Source organism: Streptococcus oralis Uo5 (assembly GCF_000253155.1).
GTDB classification, from domain to species: Bacteria; Bacillota; Bacilli; order Lactobacillales; family Streptococcaceae; genus Streptococcus; species Streptococcus oralis_L.
In genome coordinates this window covers 1410011-1425546 of sequence record NC_015291.1, presented here as the reverse complement: position 1 = coordinate 1425546, position 15536 = coordinate 1410011, and the positions used below count along the sequence as shown (strand labels likewise).

The 15536-nt window shown below is 41.3% G+C and carries 17 protein-coding genes; 15 read left to right on the top strand and 2 right to left on the bottom strand.

The features are described 5' to 3' along the window. Positions 1–58: 58 nt before the first annotated feature. The 7 genes from uvrC (at position 59) to brnQ (ending at position 7381) form a co-directional block, all read left to right on the top strand. Entirely contained in the window at positions 59–1906 is a 1848-nt protein-coding gene (gene uvrC, locus SOR_RS07210; RefSeq protein WP_001061171.1) for an excinuclease ABC subunit UvrC, read from the top strand. After that, the gene (locus SOR_RS07205) at positions 1896–2750 is read left to right on the top strand and encodes a metallophosphoesterase family protein (protein WP_001015757.1); all 855 of its coding nucleotides are present in this window, start codon (positions 1896–1898) and stop codon (positions 2748–2750) included. Before uvrC ends, SOR_RS07205 begins: the two co-directional genes overlap by 11 nt. Positions 2751–2924: 174 nt before the next feature. Then, complete coding sequence (locus tag SOR_RS07200; protein ID WP_000670170.1) at positions 2925–3530, top strand: nitroreductase family protein; 606 nt, start codon at positions 2925–2927, stop codon at positions 3528–3530. Between the two features lie 12 nt (positions 3531–3542). After that, on the top strand, positions 3543–4943 hold the full coding sequence (pepV, locus tag SOR_RS07195; RefSeq protein ID WP_000125067.1) for a dipeptidase PepV: 1401 nt from the start codon (positions 3543–3545) through the stop codon (positions 4941–4943). Between the two features lie 53 nt (positions 4944–4996). Then, the gene (locus tag SOR_RS07190) at positions 4997–5587 is read left to right on the top strand and encodes a uracil-DNA glycosylase family protein (protein WP_000078133.1); all 591 of its coding nucleotides are present in this window, start codon (positions 4997–4999) and stop codon (positions 5585–5587) included. Beyond that, a complete protein-coding gene (locus SOR_RS07185; protein ID WP_000658236.1) occupies positions 5584–5871 on the top strand; it encodes a rhodanese-like domain-containing protein in 288 nt (95 codons plus the stop codon). The genes SOR_RS07190 and SOR_RS07185 overlap by 4 nt, the downstream gene beginning before the upstream one ends. 184 nt (positions 5872–6055) lie before the next feature. After that, on the top strand, positions 6056–7381 hold the full coding sequence (gene brnQ / locus SOR_RS07180; RefSeq protein WP_001074596.1) for a branched-chain amino acid transport system II carrier protein: 1326 nt from the start codon (positions 6056–6058) through the stop codon (positions 7379–7381). Positions 7382–7429: 48 nt separating this feature from the next. Here brnQ and SOR_RS07175 read toward each other — a convergent pair whose 3' ends face one another. Beyond that, on the bottom strand, positions 7430–7981 hold the full coding sequence (locus SOR_RS07175) for a DUF1307 domain-containing protein (protein ID WP_000861105.1): 552 nt from the start codon (positions 7979–7981) through the stop codon (positions 7430–7432). A 316-nt stretch (positions 7982–8297) separates the two neighbouring features. Further along, a complete protein-coding gene (locus SOR_RS07170) occupies positions 8298–8849 on the bottom strand; it encodes a DUF1307 domain-containing protein (protein WP_000844334.1) in 552 nt (183 codons plus the stop codon). Between the two features lie 139 nt (positions 8850–8988). Here SOR_RS07170 and SOR_RS07165 point away from each other — a divergent pair, with 139 nt between their 5' ends. The 8 genes from SOR_RS07165 (at position 8989) to metA (ending at position 15530) form a co-directional block, all read left to right on the top strand. Then, on the top strand, positions 8989–10026 hold the full coding sequence (locus SOR_RS07165; protein ID WP_001076925.1) for a M42 family metallopeptidase: 1038 nt from the start codon (positions 8989–8991) through the stop codon (positions 10024–10026). Position 10027: 1 nt separating this feature from the next. Then, a complete protein-coding gene (locus SOR_RS07160; protein WP_000335630.1) occupies positions 10028–10489 on the top strand; it encodes an HIT family protein in 462 nt (153 codons plus the stop codon). Positions 10490–10503: 14 nt separating this feature from the next. After that, positions 10504–11220 carry an LD-carboxypeptidase LdcB/DacB gene (gene ldcB, locus SOR_RS07155; RefSeq protein ID WP_000747813.1) on the top strand — a complete coding sequence of 239 codons (717 nt, stop codon included), beginning with the start codon at positions 10504–10506 and terminating at the stop codon, positions 11218–11220. Between the two features lie 122 nt (positions 11221–11342). After that, positions 11343–11768 (top strand): 50S ribosomal protein L11, encoded by a 426-nt coding sequence (gene rplK, locus SOR_RS07150; RefSeq protein ID WP_001085808.1) that lies wholly within the window; start codon positions 11343–11345, stop codon positions 11766–11768. Between the two features lie 97 nt (positions 11769–11865). Next, entirely contained in the window at positions 11866–12555 is a 690-nt protein-coding gene (gene rplA, locus SOR_RS07145) for a 50S ribosomal protein L1 (RefSeq protein WP_001085675.1), read from the top strand. Between the two features lie 487 nt (positions 12556–13042). Then, positions 13043–13801, top strand: coding sequence for a class I SAM-dependent methyltransferase (locus tag SOR_RS07140; RefSeq protein WP_001287222.1), 759 nt, complete (start codon positions 13043–13045; stop codon positions 13799–13801). 86 nt (positions 13802–13887) lie between these two features. Further along, entirely contained in the window at positions 13888–14400 is a 513-nt protein-coding gene (locus tag SOR_RS07135) for an adenine phosphoribosyltransferase (RefSeq protein ID WP_001049316.1), read from the top strand. A gap of 185 nt (positions 14401–14585) precedes the next feature. Continuing rightward, positions 14586–15530 (top strand): homoserine O-acetyltransferase MetA, encoded by a 945-nt coding sequence (metA, locus tag SOR_RS07130; RefSeq protein ID WP_001122734.1) that lies wholly within the window; start codon positions 14586–14588, stop codon positions 15528–15530. Positions 15531–15536: the final 6 nt, after the last annotated feature.

The window sequence follows — 15536 nt, the reverse complement described above, 5'->3', positions numbered from 1 at the left end:
AAGTGATTGGTGGGGCTTTTTGTTCGTCCTGTTACATCCTTTTTGCTATAATGGAACTATGAATAACTTGATCAAATCAAAACTAGAGCTCTTGCCGACCAGCCCTGGTTGTTACATTCACAAAGATAAAAACGGCACCATTATCTATGTCGGAAAGGCTAAAAATCTGCGTAACCGCGTGCGATCCTATTTTCGTGGAAGTCATGATACCAAGACAGAGGCTCTGGTGTCTGAAATTGTGGATTTTGAATTTATCGTCACCGAGTCTAATATCGAGGCCCTTCTGCTGGAAATCAACCTCATCAAGGAAAATCAGCCCAAGTACAATATCATGCTCAAGGATGATAAGTCTTATCCTTTTATCAAAATCACCAATGAGCGCTATCCGCGGCTTATTATTACTCGTCAGGTCAAAAAGGATGGAGGGCTTTATTTTGGTCCTTATCCAGATGTGGGGGCGGCCAATGAAATCAAGCGGCTACTGGATCGGATTTTCCCTTTTCGTAAGTGTACCAATCCGCCGTCTAAGGTCTGTTTCTATTACCATATCGGTCAATGTATGGCCCACACCATCTGTAAAGAAGATGAGGCCTACTTCAAGTCCATGGCTCAGGAGGTTTCTGATTTCCTAAAAGGACAGGATGACAAAATCATCGATGATCTCAAGGGTAAAATGGCAGTGGCAGCCCAAAGTATGGAGTTTGAACGTGCAGCGGAATACCGTGACCTGATTCAGGCCATTGGGACTCTTCGGACCAAGCAACGGGTTATGGCCAAGGATCTCCAAAACCGTGATGTCTTTGGCTACTATGTGGACAAGGGTTGGATGTGTGTCCAGGTTTTCTTTGTACGTCAAGGAAAACTCATTGAGAGGGATGTCAATCTCTTCCCCTACTACAATGATCCGGATGAGGACTTCTTGACCTATGTGGGACAATTCTATCAAGAAAAATCTCACCTGGTTCCCAATGAGGTGCTGATTCCGCAGGATATAGATGAAGAAGCCGTCAAGGCCTTGGTGGATACCAAGATTCTCAAACCCCAGCGTGGAGAGAAAAAACAACTGGTCAATCTAGCCATAAAAAATGCCCGTGTTAGTCTGGAGCAGAAGTTCAATCTGCTAGAAAAATCTGTTGAAAAGACCCAAGGAGCTATTGAAAATCTGGGACGCTTGCTCCAAATACCGACTCCGGTTCGTATCGAGTCCTTTGATAACTCTAATATCATGGGAACCAGTCCTGTTTCAGCCATGGTGGTCTTTGTCAATGGTAAACCGAGTAAAAAAGACTACCGTAAGTACAAGATAAAAACGGTTGTCGGTCCAGATGACTATGCTAGTATGCGTGAGGTTATTCGCAGACGTTATGGTCGAGTTCAACGAGAAAGTTTAACCCCGCCAGATTTGATTGTCATTGATGGGGGGCAAGGTCAGGTCAATATCGCCAAGCAAGTCATCCAAGAAGAGCTAGGTTTGGATATCCCAATTGCAGGTCTGCAAAAGAATGACAAGCACCAAACCCATGAATTGCTCTTTGGAGATCCGCTGGAAGTGGTGGAGTTGTCTCGCAATTCTCAAGAATTCTTTCTCCTCCAACGCATCCAGGATGAGGTGCACCGCTTTGCCATCACTTTCCACCGGCAACTGCGCTCCAAAAATTCTTTTTCATCTCAATTGGATGGGATTGACGGTCTGGGGCCTAAACGCAAGCAAAATCTCATGAAGCATTTCAAGTCTCTGACCAAAATCAAGGAAGCCAGTGTGGATGAGATTGTCGAAGTTGGGGTGCCAAAAGCAGTCGCAGAAGCTGTTCAGAGAAAGTTGAACCCTCAGGAAGAAGTGGAGTTGGCTCAAGTAGCGGAAGAGAGAGTAGATTATCAAATAGAAGGAGAACACAATGAATCATAAAATTGCAATTTTATCAGATATTCATGGCAATGCGACTGCCTTAGAAGCAGTGATTGCAGATGCTAAAACTCAAGGAGTCAGTGAATACTGGCTTCTGGGAGATATTTTTCTTCCTGGTCCAGGTGCAAATGATCTGGTCGCTCTGTTGAAGGGACTTCCTATTGCAGCAAGTGTTCGAGGTAATTGGGATGATTGTGTCCTTGAGGCCTTGGATGGTGAATATGGTTTGGAAGATCCACAAGAAATCCAGCTCATGCGATTGACTCAGTTTTTGATGGAGCGAATGGATCCTGCAACGATTGACTGGCTACGAAGTTTACCTATGCTAGAAAAGAAAGAAGTTGACGGACTGCGCTTTTCTCTTTCTCATAATTTGCCAAATAAGAACTATGGTGGTGACTTGCTAGTTGAGAATGATACAGAGAAATTTGACCAACTCCTAGATGATGAAGTTGACGTGGCAGTCTATGGTCATGTCCACAAGCAGTTGCTTCGTTATGGCAGTCAAGGGCAACAAATCATCAATCCAGGGTCGATTGGCATGCCCTATTTTAATTGGGAGGCGTTAAAAAATCACCGTGCCCAGTATGCCGTGATAGAAGTGGAAGATGGAGAATTGGTAAACATTTTATTCCGAAAAGTTTCTTATGATTATGAAGCAGAGTTAGAATTGGCCAAGTCCAAGGGGCTTCCTTTTATCGAAATGTATGAAGAACTACGCCGAGATGACAACTATCGGGGGCACAATCTGGAACTCTTAGCTAGTTTAATTGAAAAGCATGGATATGTAGAGGATGTGAAAGATTTCTTGGAGGCTATAAAGTCAAAATATAAGATAGACTAGTTTCTTTAAACCCCTGAAAATTAGTTGAAATTGGATGGGGAAAAAACTGGTTTTAATGATAAGTTTAAATCCATGGCTTCATCCGTGTTCCAATTTCTTTCTATGAAAAATCTCTGCAAGCTCTTTCAAAATATGGTAGAATGGAAGCAGTAGAATTAGAAAAGGAAATCGATTATGAAATTTCTTGAATTAAATAAAAAACGTCATGCGACTAAGCATTTCACTGATAAGCCGGTGGATCCCAAAGATGTGCGTACGGCTATCGAAATCGCAACCTTGGCACCAAGTGCCCACAACAGCCAGCCTTGGAAATTTGTGGTTGTTCGTGAGAAAAATGCTGAATTGGCAAAATTGGCATACGGTTCGAACTTTGAGCAGGTTTCTTCAGCTCCTGTAACCATTGCCTTGTTTACCGACACAGATTTGGCCAAACGTGCCCGCAAGATTGCCCGAGTTGGTGGTGCTAACAATTTCTCAGAAGAGCAACTTCAATATTTTATGAAGAATCTACCAGCTGAATTTGCGCGTTACAGTGAACAACAAGTCAGCGACTACCTAGCTCTCAATGCAGGTTTGGTTGCCATGAACTTGGTTCTGGCTTTGACAGACCAGGGAATCGGTTCTAACATTATCCTTGGATTTGATAAATCAAAAGCCAACGAAGTTTTGGACATCGAAGACCGTTTCCGCCCAGAACTCTTGATTACGGTAGGTTACACTGACGAAAAATTGGAACCAAGCTACCGCTTGCCAGTAGATGAAATCATCGAGAAAAGATAGAAAGAAGAAAAAATGACAGCAATTGATTTTACAGCAGAAGTAGAAAAACGCAAAGAAGACCTCTTGGCTGACTTGTTTAGCCTTTTGGAAATCAACTCAGAACGTGATGACAGCAAGGTAGATGCTGAGCATCCATTTGGACCTGGGCCAGTAAAAGCCTTGGAAAAATTCCTTGAAATCGCAGACCGTGACGGCTATCCAACTAAGAATGTCGATAACTACGCAGGACATTTTGAGTTTGGTGAAGGAGAAGAAGTTCTCGGAATCTTTGCTCACATGGACGTGGTGCCAGCTGGTAGTGGTTGGGACACAGATCCTTACACACCAACTATCAAAGACGGTCGTCTTTATGCGCGTGGAGCTTCAGACGACAAGGGGCCTACAACAGCTTGTTACTATGGCTTGAAAATCATCAAAGAATTGGGCCTCCCAACTTCTAAAAAAGTTCGTTTCATCGTCGGAACAGATGAAGAATCAGGTTGGGCAGACATGGACTACTACTTTGAACATGTAGGACTTGAAAAACCAAACTTTGGATTCTCACCAGATGCTGAATTCCCAATCATCAATGGTGAAAAAGGAAATATCACAGAATACCTTCACTTTGCAGGTGAAAATGCAGGTGCTGCTCGTCTTCACAGCTTCACAGGTGGTTTGCGTGAAAACATGGTACCTGAATCAGCAACAGCAGTTGTTTCAGGTGACTTGGCTGACTTGCAAGCTAAACTAGATGCCTTTGTTGCAGAACACAAACTCAGAGGAGAAATCAAAAAAGAATCTGGCAAATACAAGGTGACAATCATTGGTAAATCAGCTCATGGTGCTATGCCAGCTTCAGGTGTCAATGGTGCGACCTACCTGGCCCTCTTCCTCAGCCAATTTGACTTTGCTGGACCAGCCAAAGACTACCTCGACATCGCTGGTAAGATTCTCTTGAATGACCATGAGGGTGAAAATCTCAAGGTTGCTCATGTGGATGAAAAGATGGGTTCCCTTTCTATGAATGCGGGTGTCTTCCGCTTTGATGAAACAAGTGCTGATAATACCATTGCTCTCAACTTCCGTTATCCAAAAGGAACAAGTCCAGAGCAAATCAAGTCAATCCTTGAAACCTTGCCAGTTGCTTCTGTTAGCCTTTCTGAACACGGTCACACCCCTCACTATGTACCGATGGAAGATCCACTTGTGCAAACCTTGTTGAATGTTTATGAAAAACAAACTTGTCTTAAAGGTCACGAGCAAGTCATCGGTGGTGGTACCTTTGGTCGTTTACTGGAACGTGGGGTTGCCTACGGTGCTATGTTCCCGGACTCAATCGATACCATGCACCAAGCCAATGAATTTATCGCCTTGGACGATCTCTTCCGAGCAGCAGCAATTTATGCAGAAGCTATTTATGAATTGATCAAATAAAACGATAGAAGTCTGAGATTGTATGCTTGGACTTCTTTTTGGAGGGAAAACAGATGTCTCAAATTGAAAGAATCAAGCAAGCCATTATGGCGGATCCGCAAAATACCAGCTATACAGAACGCGGAATCGAACCTCTCTTTGCGGCGCCAAAAACTGCCCGCATCAATATTGTCGGTCAGGCACCGGGGCTTAAAACCCAAGAAGCTGGGATTTATTGGAAGGATAAGAGTGGTGATCGCTTGCGGGACTGGCTAGGTGTAGATGAAGATACCTTTTACAATTCAGGCTTGTTTGCAGTTTTGCCAATGGATTTTTACTTTCCTGGACATGGCAAGTCAGGCGACCTTCCACCTCGTACAGGTTTTGCAGAAAAATGGCATCCGCAACTCTTGCAAGAATTGCCCGATATTCAATTAACTCTCTTGATTGGGCAATATGCCCAAGCCTATTATTTACATGAGAAAGTTAGTGGCAAGGTAACAGAGCGGGTGAAACACTACAAAGACTATCTACCAGAATTTTTCCCTCTGGTGCACCCGTCACCACGAAATCAAATCTGGATGGCTAAGAATCCTTGGTTTGAGTCAGAAGTAGTGCCAGAGTTGAAAAAAAGAATTAAAGCTATTTTAGGAGAAAAAGAATGAAAGAAATAGCCTTCGATGCATTTTACCAGCTTTATCAAAATGAGCAACTTTCTTTAGTGGACGTGAGAGAAGTAGAAGAGTTCGAGACGCTTCATTTAGAAGGTGCTCAGAACCTACCACTTAGTCAATTGGCTGATACTTATGATCAGTTGGACAAGGACCTCTTGCATTATGTCATTTGTAAATCAGGAATGCGTTCAGCGCGTGCTTGTCAGTTTCTAGCTGAACAGGGTTATGACGTTATCAATGTCCAAGGTGGAATGACGGCCTTTGAAAATCTTTAAAGCTATATAGCGTTAGATCCTAATCTTCCCTTGCTCGGTTCCAACTGAGTGAGGGATTTTGTTTTTAGATAATTCTTATTTTTAAAAATATTGAAAACATTCAATGATTAATTTTGGATACTTTTTTCAGAGTCTTAATCATGGTATACTAGGTCAGTATTTTAGAAATATGAAGGAGATTATTATGGCTAAAAAAGGTGCCCTAACAGGCTTACTCCTGTTTGGAATATTTTTTGGTGCGGGGAACTTGATCTTTCCGCCTTCTCTAGGTGCCCTATCTGGAGAACAGTTTCTTCCTGCCATCGCAGGTTTTGTCTTTTCAGGTGTCGGTATTGCCGTCTTGACACTTATTATTGGAACGCTAAATCCGAAAGGATACATTCACGAGATTTCTAAGAAAATCTCACCTTGGTTTGCGACACTTTATCTTGCAGTCCTCTATCTATCAATTGGCCCCTTCTTTGCCATTCCGCGTACAGCCACAACAGCTTATGAAGTTGGGATTAGCCCCCTCTTATCCGAAGCAAACAAAGGTCTAGGATTGATTGTTTTTACTGTGCTTTATTTTGCAGCAGCCTATCTGATTTCACTCAATCCATCAAAGATTTTGGATCGAATCGGACGTGTTTTAACGCCAGTCTTTGCCTTATTGATCGTTATCTTGGTTGTACTAGGTGCCTTCAAATATGGTGGAACAAGCCCTCAAGCGGCTTCAGCTGCTTATCAAGCTTCTGCCTTTGGTACAGGATTCCTAGAAGGTTATAACACCTTGGATGCCCTTGCTTCAGTTGCCTTCAGTGTGATTGCAGTTCAAACCTTGAAACAACTTGGATTCTCCAGTAAGAAAGAATACATTTCAACTATTTGGGTGGTTGGTATCGTTGTAGCTCTTGCCTTTAGCGCTCTCTATATTGGTCTAGGATTCCTTGGAAATCACTTCCCAGTGCCGGCAGAAGCCATGAAGGGTGGAACTCCAGGTGTTTATATCTTGTCGCAAGCAACTCAGGAAATCTTTGGTTCAACAGCTCAACTCTTCCTTGCTGTTATGGTAACTGTAACCTGCTTCACAACGACAGTTGGATTGATTGTGTCGACAGCAGAGTTCTTTAACGGACGTTTCCCACAAATCAGCTACAAGGTCTATGCCACTGCCTTTACCTTGATTGGATTTGCTATTGCAAACCTCGGTTTGGATGCAATCATTAAGTACTCAGTGCCAGTACTGGTAATCTTGTACCCAATCACCATCGCCATTGTGATGATCGTGATTGTTAATAAGTTTGTAGCCCTATCAAAACCGGGCATGCAGTTAACTATTGGGCTTGTTACAGCTATTGCTCTTGCAAGTGTCCTTGGAAGTTCCTTTAAAATTGAGTTTCTAGAAAATCTGATTAATGCCCTTCCGTTTGCGTCAGCCTCTCTTCCATGGCTAGTGCCTGCTATTATCGGAATCTTGCTTTCATTGGTTCTACCAAACAAACAAGAGAGTGACGTTTTTGAGATGGAATGAAAAAATTCTTGGTCAACGACCAAGAATTTTTTGTATAAGCACGACTCGTTAGTTGGTTTGTTCAGTATAACCAGCCTCTTTAAGCATTTTTCTAGTTTTTAGGAAACTTACACGGCTTCCAGAGCCAGAAACTTCATTTGGCATTGCTTTTTTCATCTCTTCGAGATTCACAACAGTCATGTCAACCTCCATGCTATGGATGACTTTTCCATCTTTGAATTCGATATTTTGTGTAATGCCTTTAAGTCCTTCCTCCTTTTTATAAGTTTTCACGATAAGTTCTTTAATCTCTTCTGCTGACTTGTCCAGTATTTCAGGGTCAAAAACATTATAGACTTCTTGTTTTACAACATCATCCCCCTTAACAGTGTATGTCAAGGTAGAAGTTCTTCCGGGATTGCTATTGTGAACAAAAATATAGTTTTTTGTCTCATCTTTCTTTTCAGATGATTGTTGACTGCTTTGTTTGGTCTCGCTTGACTGATTTGTTGTGTCTTCTTTGCTACTGCTGTTTGCAGTTGTTGATGCTTGTTTGGAACATCCGAGTAGGAGAATAAGTGAAGCCACTAGAGCTAATGAAGTTTTAACATAAGTTTTCATAAAATTTCCTTTCATAATCAAAGTATTTTGTATTATAACATGATTCTACTACAAAATCAACTAGACCTCCCCTCTCATCTGACCTGACATGACAACGAATAGAAACTAGTCTGACGATTAATGTTTTGTCTCTATCTATTTCAAAGAACTTTTATCCTATGGATTGAAAAGTGGGAAGTTTTAAATGCACTTTTTATGGAATTGCGATGAATCTATTGAACTCATCGGTTAGGGATGTAATAAAACACCCCAAGAGTTAGAGTTGTGTCTAACTTTTGGGGTGGACCTACACTAGTCTATATGAAATTTTAGGAGATTAGTTCGTCTTTTCTGTGAATCCCATTTTTTCCAGTGCTTTTTTTGAGTTTGAGAAACTGACACGATTGCCGATACCAGAATATTCTTCAGGAAGTGCTTTTCTAAGTTCGCTAATACTTGCAACTGAGAAATCAACTTCTAGATCTTGAACAACTTTTCCATCTTTGATTTCAATCGTTTGTTTAACACCTTTGAGTCCATTATAACCTTTGTACTTTTCTTCGATAAAACTCTTGACATCTTCTGGAGTTGCACCAAGGATTTCAGGATCAGCAATGTTATTAGCTGATTGCTTGATAACATTGTCCCCCTCTACAGTATAAACCAAGGTAGAAGTGATTCCAGAATTATTTTTGTTTACAAAGGTATGTGTTTTAGTTGTTTCTTTCTTTTCAGATGATTGTTGACTGCTTTGTTTGCTCTCACTTGACTGAGTTGTTGTGTCTTCTTTGGTACTGCTGCTAGCAGTTGTTGATGCTTGTTTGGAACATCCGAGCAGGAGGACAAGTGAAGCCACAAGGGCTAGTGATACTTTAAAGTATGATTTCATATTTGTTACTTTCCTTTCATAATCAAAGTATTTGTATTATAACATGGATCTATAGTGAAAGCAACTAAACACAGTTTTTCTCCTTTTGAGAAGGAGTCTGACTAGAAAAATGTTATAATAGTAGGAAAGAGGTGAAGAAATGAATCAGACTATAAACTATATCAAAGAACTAACCGCTATTGCATCTCCAACAGGCTTTACTCGTGAGATTTCAGACTACCTAGTCCATACTTTAGAAGAGATTGGTTACCAGCCGGTTCGTACAGCCAAGGGCGGTGTCAATGTTACTATTAAAGGTCAAAATGATGACCAACACCGCTATGTGACTGCCCATGTGGATACGCTGGGTGCTATTGTCCGTGCAGTCAAATCGGATGGCCGTCTCAAATTGGATCGTATTGGTGGTTTCCCTTGGAACATGATTGAAGGGGAGAACTGTACGGTTCATGTGGCTAGCACTAGTCAAAAGGTATCTGGGACCATCCTCATCCACCAGACTTCTTGTCATGTCTACAAGGATGCAGGAACTGCAGAACGTACGCAGGACAATATGGAAGTGCGTTTGGATGAAAAAGTGACCAATGAAAAAGAAACCCGCGCCATGGGCATTGAGATCGGTGATTTTATCAGCTTTGACCCGCGAACTGTCGTGACAGAGACTGGTTTTATCAAGTCTCGTCACTTGGACGACAAGGTCAGCGCGGCAATTCTGCTCAATCTTCTTCGTGTTTATAAGGAGGAGGGAATTGAGTTGCCAGTAACAACTCATTTTGCCTTTTCAGTCTTTGAAGAGGTTGGTCACGGTGCCAACTCCAATATTCCAGCTCAGGTAGTGGAATATTTAGCTGTGGATATGGGAGCTATGGGCGATGACCAGCAGACGGATGAGTATACAGTTTCTATCTGTGTCAAGGACGCTTCAGGTCCCTATCACTATGACTTCCGTCAACACTTGGTAACTTTGGCGAAGGAGCAAGATATTCCTTTTAAGCTCGACATTTATCCATTTTACGGTTCGGATGCTTCAGCGGCTATGTCAGCAGGAGCAGAGGTCAAACACGCCCTCCTTGGAGCTGGTATTGAGTCCAGTCACTCTTACGAACGAACACATATTGATTCGGTCGTGGCGACAGAGCGTATGGTTGATGCCTATCTCAAGAGTGCATTGGTAGACTAATATGTGTTTGATTTGTCAAAGAATTGAATGGATCAAGGCAGGGGAAAATCCCTATTTTGTAAAAGAATTAGAAACAGGCTATGTTGTCATTGGAGACCACCAATACTTTAAGGGCTATACCTTATTTCTGGCAAAAGAGCATGTCACAGAACTTCACCATATGGAGACTTCTGAAAAATTGCGTTTTCTAGAGGAAATGAGTTTGGTCCAAGAAGCTGTCGCCAAAACGTTTAAAGCTGAAAAGATGAACATCGAACTTCTAGGAAATGGAGATGCCCACGCTCACTGGCACCTCTTTCCAAGACAATCAGGTGATATGAGGGGGCATGGATTGAATGGCCGTGGTCCAGTCTGGTGGGTGCCCTGGGAAGAAATGGCGGCAGAAGATTGCCAAGTGAAATCCCATGAGTTGGAACAAATGATTAAAGCCTTATCCGATGAGTTAGAGAAGCACGTGGTCTAAGAGAGGAAGAAAAAATGAAAAAAAGATATGTCATTTTATCTGGTATACTAGCGTTGACTCTTGCAGCTTGTTCGCAAGAAAAACCTAAAAATGAAGAAAACACTCAAAAAACAGAACAAACTAGTCAACCTGAAGGAACTGTAGGGAGCAAATCTCAAGCCTCTAGTCAGAAGAAGGCAGAAGTTGTCAATAAGGGAAACTACTATAGTGTTCAAGGGAAATACGATGAAATCGTCATAGCTAATAAGCACTATCCTTTGTCAAAAGACTATAACCCAGGAGAAAATCCAACAGCTAAAGCAGAGTTGCTGAAGCTCATTGCAGCAATGCAAGCAGCTGGCTACCCAATCAGCGATCACTACAGTGGTTTTAGAAGTTATGAAACTCAAACCAAACTTTATCAAGACTATGTGAATCAAGATGGTAAGGAAGCAGCAGATCGTTACTCAGCTCGCCCAGGTTATAGTGAACACCAAACAGGCCTTGCTTTTGACCTTATTGGGACAGATGGTGATTTAGTTACTGAAGAAAAGGCAGCCCAGTGGCTCTTGGATCATGCGGCTGACTATGGCTTTGTTGTCCGCTATCTCAAAGGCAAGGAAAAGGAGACCGGCTACATGGCAGAAGAATGGCACCTCCGCTACGTTGGAAAAGAAGCCAAAGAAATTGCTGCAAGTGGCCTCAGTTTGGAAGAATACTATGGATTTGAAGGTGGCGATTACGTCGATTAAAAATGAAAGTTTTCTCTTGCATTTTTAGATAAATAGTGTATAATGGAAAGGTATGTGTAAAGCATACTTGTGGGAGGTAAAAATCTCTAATTACCGCCAAAACCACAAAGGAGGATTTAAAAATGGCTAAAAAAGTCGAAAAACTTGTAAAATTGCAAATCCCTGCTGGTAAAGCTACACCAGCTCCACCAGTTGGACCTGCTCTTGGTCAAGCTGGTATCAACATCATGGGATTCACAAAAGAGTTCAACGCTCGTACAGCTGACCAAGCTGGTATGATCATTCCAGTTGTTATCTCAGTATACGAAGACAAATCATTTACTTTCGTAACAAAAACACCACCAGCTGCTGTTCTTTTGAAAAAAGCTGCAGGTGTTGAAAAAGGATCAGGTACACCTAACAAAACTAAAGTTGCTACAGTTACTCGTGCACAAGTACAAGAAATTGCAGAAACTAAGATGCCAGATTTGAACGCAGCAAACATTGAGTCTGCAATGCGTATGATCGAAGGTACTGCTCGTTCTATGGGATTCACTGTTGTTGACTAATCAATAACACCCCCAATATAACCCGCAAGACTTCATCATTTCGAGAAGTGACGTGGGAGATGAAAATCGATTGAACCACTTACAAGGAGAATAGAAAATGGCTAAAAAAAGCAAACAACTTCGTGCTGCTCTTGAGAAAATCGACAGCACAAAAGCATACAGTGTAGAAGAAGCTGTAGCACTTGCAAAAGAAACTAACTTTGCAAAATTTGACGCAACTGTAGAAGTTGCTTACAACTTGAACATCGACGTTAAAAAAGCTGACCAACAAATCCGTGGCGCAATGGTATTGCCAAACGGTACAGGTAAAACTTCACGCGTTCTTGTTTTCGCACGTGGTGCAAAAGCTGAAGAAGCAAAAGCTGCTGGTGCAGACTTTGTTGGTGAAGATGACCTTGTTGCAAAAATCAACGACGGTTGGTTGGACTTCGACGTAGTTATCGCTACACCTGACATGATGGCTCTTGTTGGACGTCTTGGACGTGTCCTTGGACCACGTAACTTGATGCCAAACCCTAAAACTGGTACTGTAACAATGGATGTTGCTAAAGCAGTTGAAGAGTCTAAAGGTGGTAAAATCACTTACCGTGCTGACCGTGCAGGTAACGTTCAAGCAATCATCGGTAAAGTATCATTTGAAGCTGAAAAATTGGTTGAAAACTTCAAAGCTTTCAACGAAACAATCCAAAAAGCAAAACCAGCTACAGCTAAAGGAACTTACGTAACAAACTTGACTATCACAACTACTCAAGGTGTTGGTATCAAAGTTGACGTAAACTCACTTTAATCAGTAGTTTATATCAGAGAACGAGTGCGAAAGTGCTCGTTTTTTTAGGTACGACGGGCATTCCGTTCATCTGAGGTGTAAGTCCTCTGTGGGTACCATATACTAGTAAACCCAAAAGTGATTCCCAAGCCTGACTATTGTGAGTAGCTGATCGAACGGCATTAGGATAGACTGTTTAAGTCTGACGTTGGAAGCAAGAATCGGCAGAGAAAGAGATAGAGAAATCTTGGCTATACGAATAGGCACGTGATAGTAAAGCGCATATAGCGGATAAGGAGGCCAGCAACTCTAAAGTACAAATATGTAGTCGTAAACTATATGCGTAAACTACGTGAGCAATTGAATTTGAACTAGAGAGGTGATTAATAGATTTATGCTATAGTCATGGCAGCTTGTATGCTTTTGATTCTAGTTTATCAAATAATAGATTAGAATTGTCAGATAATATAATTTTATGTTATAATGAAGAAAAAATAGAGGTGTTCAAATGTCAGAAGCAGGTCATAAGTTTTTAGCAAAACTGGGGAAAAAACGCTTACGTCCAGGTGGAAAACGTGCTACAGATTGGTTAATTGCGGAAGGAGAATTTTCAAAAGAAAAGAGAATACTAGAAGTTGCGTGCAATAGGGGAACTACAGCAATTGAGTTGGCACAGCGTTTTGGTTGTAAGATAACTGCTGTTGATATGGATGGACAAGCCTTAGAAGTGGCTAAAAAATCTGCTGAAACGGCAGGTGTTGGTCATTTGATCAGATTTGAAAGAGCAAATGCAATGAAACTTCCTTATGAAGATGCTAGTTTTGATATTGTTATAAATGAAGCTATGCTGACTATGCAAGCCGATCAAGCTAAGAAAAAATGTGTAATGGAGTATCTAAGGGTTTTAAAACCTGAAGGTCTTCTTTTGACACATGATGTGCTTCTTAAGGAGGCTAAAGAGTCTGTCAGACAGGAATTGTCACAAGCAATTCATGTAAATGTAGGTCCTTTAACTCAAGATGGTTGGGAACAGGTGATGATAGAATCAGGTTATCGTGATGTGAAAATATTGACTGGTGAAATGACATTAATGAAATTATCAGGTATGATTTATGACGAAGGTTGGCTAGGAACTTTGAAAATTTGCGTAAATGCTTGTAAAAAGGAGAATAGAAAGCAGTTTTTAACTATGTATAAAATGTTTGCTAAGAATAAACAGAAATTGGGCTTTATTGCTATGGCTAGTTATAAATCGTCAAATCGTTAGATAATTATTGAAGTTAACTTTTCCTTTTTTCTTTCTTAAAAAATATGCTATAATAGAGAGTAAAAAACTTTGAAAGAAAGAAAAAGATGAATTTAAAAGATTATATCGCAACGATTGAAAATTATCCCAAGGAAGGCATCACCTTCCGTGATATCAGCCCTTTAATGGCAGATGGAAATGCATATAGCTATGCTGTTCGTGAAATCGTTCAGTATGCAACTGACAAGAAAATCGACATGATCGTGGGTCCAGAGGCTCGCGGATTTATTGTTGGCTGTCCAGTTGCTTTTGAGTTGGGAATTGGCTTTGCACCCGTTCGTAAACCAGGGAAATTACCACGTGAAGTGATTTCTGCTGACTATGAGAAAGAGTACGGTATTGATACCTTGACCATGCATGCAGATGCGATCAAGCCAGGCCAACGTGTTCTCATCGTAGATGATCTTTTGGCAACAGGTGGAACTGTCAAGGCAACGATTGAGATGATTGAAAGACTTGGTGGAGTTGTAGCCGGTTGTGCTTTCTTGATTGAGTTGGATGAGCTTAAAGGCCGTGAAAAAATCGGAGACTACGATTACAAGGTTCTTATGCATTATTAATGAAAACAGTCCTTGGGGCTGTTTTCTCTTCATCTGCTATATAAATTAACTATAGCTAGTTAGAGAAAAACTATAATTGAAAACTATATCTTCATACAGTATAATAAAGGGAAGAAGTATTTGGAGGTTTTTACTTTCAAACAGACAACATCATTCCCGAAATAGAGAACTGTTAGGAGGGTATTATGCCGATTCGAATTGATAAAAAATTACCAGCTGTGGAGATTTTAAGGACAGAAAATATCTTTGTTATGGACGACCAACGGGCCGCTCATCAGGATATTCGCCCCTTGAAGATTTTGATTTTAAATCTCATGCCTCAAAAAATGGTAACAGAAACGCAACTCTTGCGGCATTTGGCTAATACCCCTTTGCAACTAGATATTGATTTCTTATATATGGAAACACATCGTTCCAAGACAACTCGTTCCGAACATATGGAAACCTTCTATAAGACCTTTCCAGAGGTCAAGGATGATTTTTTTGATGGACTGATTATCACAGGAGCACCAGTAGAGCATTTACCTTTTGAAGAGGTAGATTACTGGGAGGAATTCAAACAGGTCATCGAATGGTCTGAGACGCATGTTTTTTCAACCCTCCATATCTGTTGGGGAGCTCAAGCAGGTCTTTATGTTCGCTATGGCGTTGAAAAGCACCAGATGGATCGGAAACTATCAGGCATTTATCCACAGGACACCTTGAAAGAAGGGCACCTTCTTTTTAGAGGGTTTGATGATCGCTATGTAGCTCCTCATTCTCGTCATACGGAGATTTTAAAAGAAGAGATCTTAAACAAGACCAATCTTGAGATTCTATCAGAAGGTCCTGAGGTTGGGGTTTCTATCCTAGCTAGTCGAGATTTGCGTGAGATTTATAGTTTTGGTCATTTGGAGTATGATCGTGACACTTTGGCAAGAGAGTATTTTCGTGATTATGAGGCGGGACTCGATCCTCATATCCCAGAGAACTACTTTAAAAATGATGATGTAAATGAGACGCCCTGTCTTTGTTGGTCTTCATCAGCTGCCCTCTTTTTCAGCAATTGGGTAAACTATGCAGTTTATCAAGAAACCCCTTTTGACTGGAGAAAGGTAGAGGATGATGCGGCTGCATTTGGATATCTATAAGAGGAA

Excerpts from the sequence above, each read along its gene's own strand:
- SOR_RS07190 (WP_000078133.1), top strand. The coding sequence starts at position 4,997 with ATGTCTCAAATTGAAAGAATCAAGCAAGCCATTATGGCGGATCCGCAA.
- pepV (WP_000125067.1), top strand. The coding sequence starts at position 3,543 with ATGACAGCAATTGATTTTACAGCAGAAGTAGAAAAACGCAAAGAAGAC.
- metA (WP_001122734.1), top strand. The coding sequence starts at position 14,586 with ATGCCGATTCGAATTGATAAAAAATTACCAGCTGTGGAGATTTTAAGG.
- brnQ (WP_001074596.1), top strand. The coding sequence starts at position 6,056 with ATGGCTAAAAAAGGTGCCCTAACAGGCTTACTCCTGTTTGGAATATTT.
- SOR_RS07185 (WP_000658236.1), top strand. The coding sequence starts at position 5,584 with ATGAAAGAAATAGCCTTCGATGCATTTTACCAGCTTTATCAAAATGAG.
- rplK (WP_001085808.1), top strand. The coding sequence starts at position 11,343 with ATGGCTAAAAAAGTCGAAAAACTTGTAAAATTGCAAATCCCTGCTGGT.
- SOR_RS07140 (WP_001287222.1), top strand. The coding sequence starts at position 13,043 with ATGTCAGAAGCAGGTCATAAGTTTTTAGCAAAACTGGGGAAAAAACGC.
- SOR_RS07135 (WP_001049316.1), top strand. The coding sequence starts at position 13,888 with ATGAATTTAAAAGATTATATCGCAACGATTGAAAATTATCCCAAGGAA.
- rplA (WP_001085675.1), top strand. The coding sequence starts at position 11,866 with ATGGCTAAAAAAAGCAAACAACTTCGTGCTGCTCTTGAGAAAATCGAC.
- SOR_RS07160 (WP_000335630.1), top strand. The coding sequence starts at position 10,028 with ATGTGTTTGATTTGTCAAAGAATTGAATGGATCAAGGCAGGGGAAAAT.
- SOR_RS07165 (WP_001076925.1), top strand. The coding sequence starts at position 8,989 with ATGAATCAGACTATAAACTATATCAAAGAACTAACCGCTATTGCATCT.
- SOR_RS07170 (WP_000844334.1), bottom strand. The coding sequence starts at position 8,849 with ATGAAATCATACTTTAAAGTATCACTAGCCCTTGTGGCTTCACTTGTC.
- SOR_RS07205 (WP_001015757.1), top strand. The coding sequence starts at position 1,896 with ATGAATCATAAAATTGCAATTTTATCAGATATTCATGGCAATGCGACT.
- SOR_RS07200 (WP_000670170.1), top strand. The coding sequence starts at position 2,925 with ATGAAATTTCTTGAATTAAATAAAAAACGTCATGCGACTAAGCATTTC.
- uvrC (WP_001061171.1), top strand. The coding sequence starts at position 59 with ATGAATAACTTGATCAAATCAAAACTAGAGCTCTTGCCGACCAGCCCT.
- SOR_RS07175 (WP_000861105.1), bottom strand. The coding sequence starts at position 7,981 with ATGAAAACTTATGTTAAAACTTCATTAGCTCTAGTGGCTTCACTTATT.
- ldcB (WP_000747813.1), top strand. The coding sequence starts at position 10,504 with ATGAAAAAAAGATATGTCATTTTATCTGGTATACTAGCGTTGACTCTT.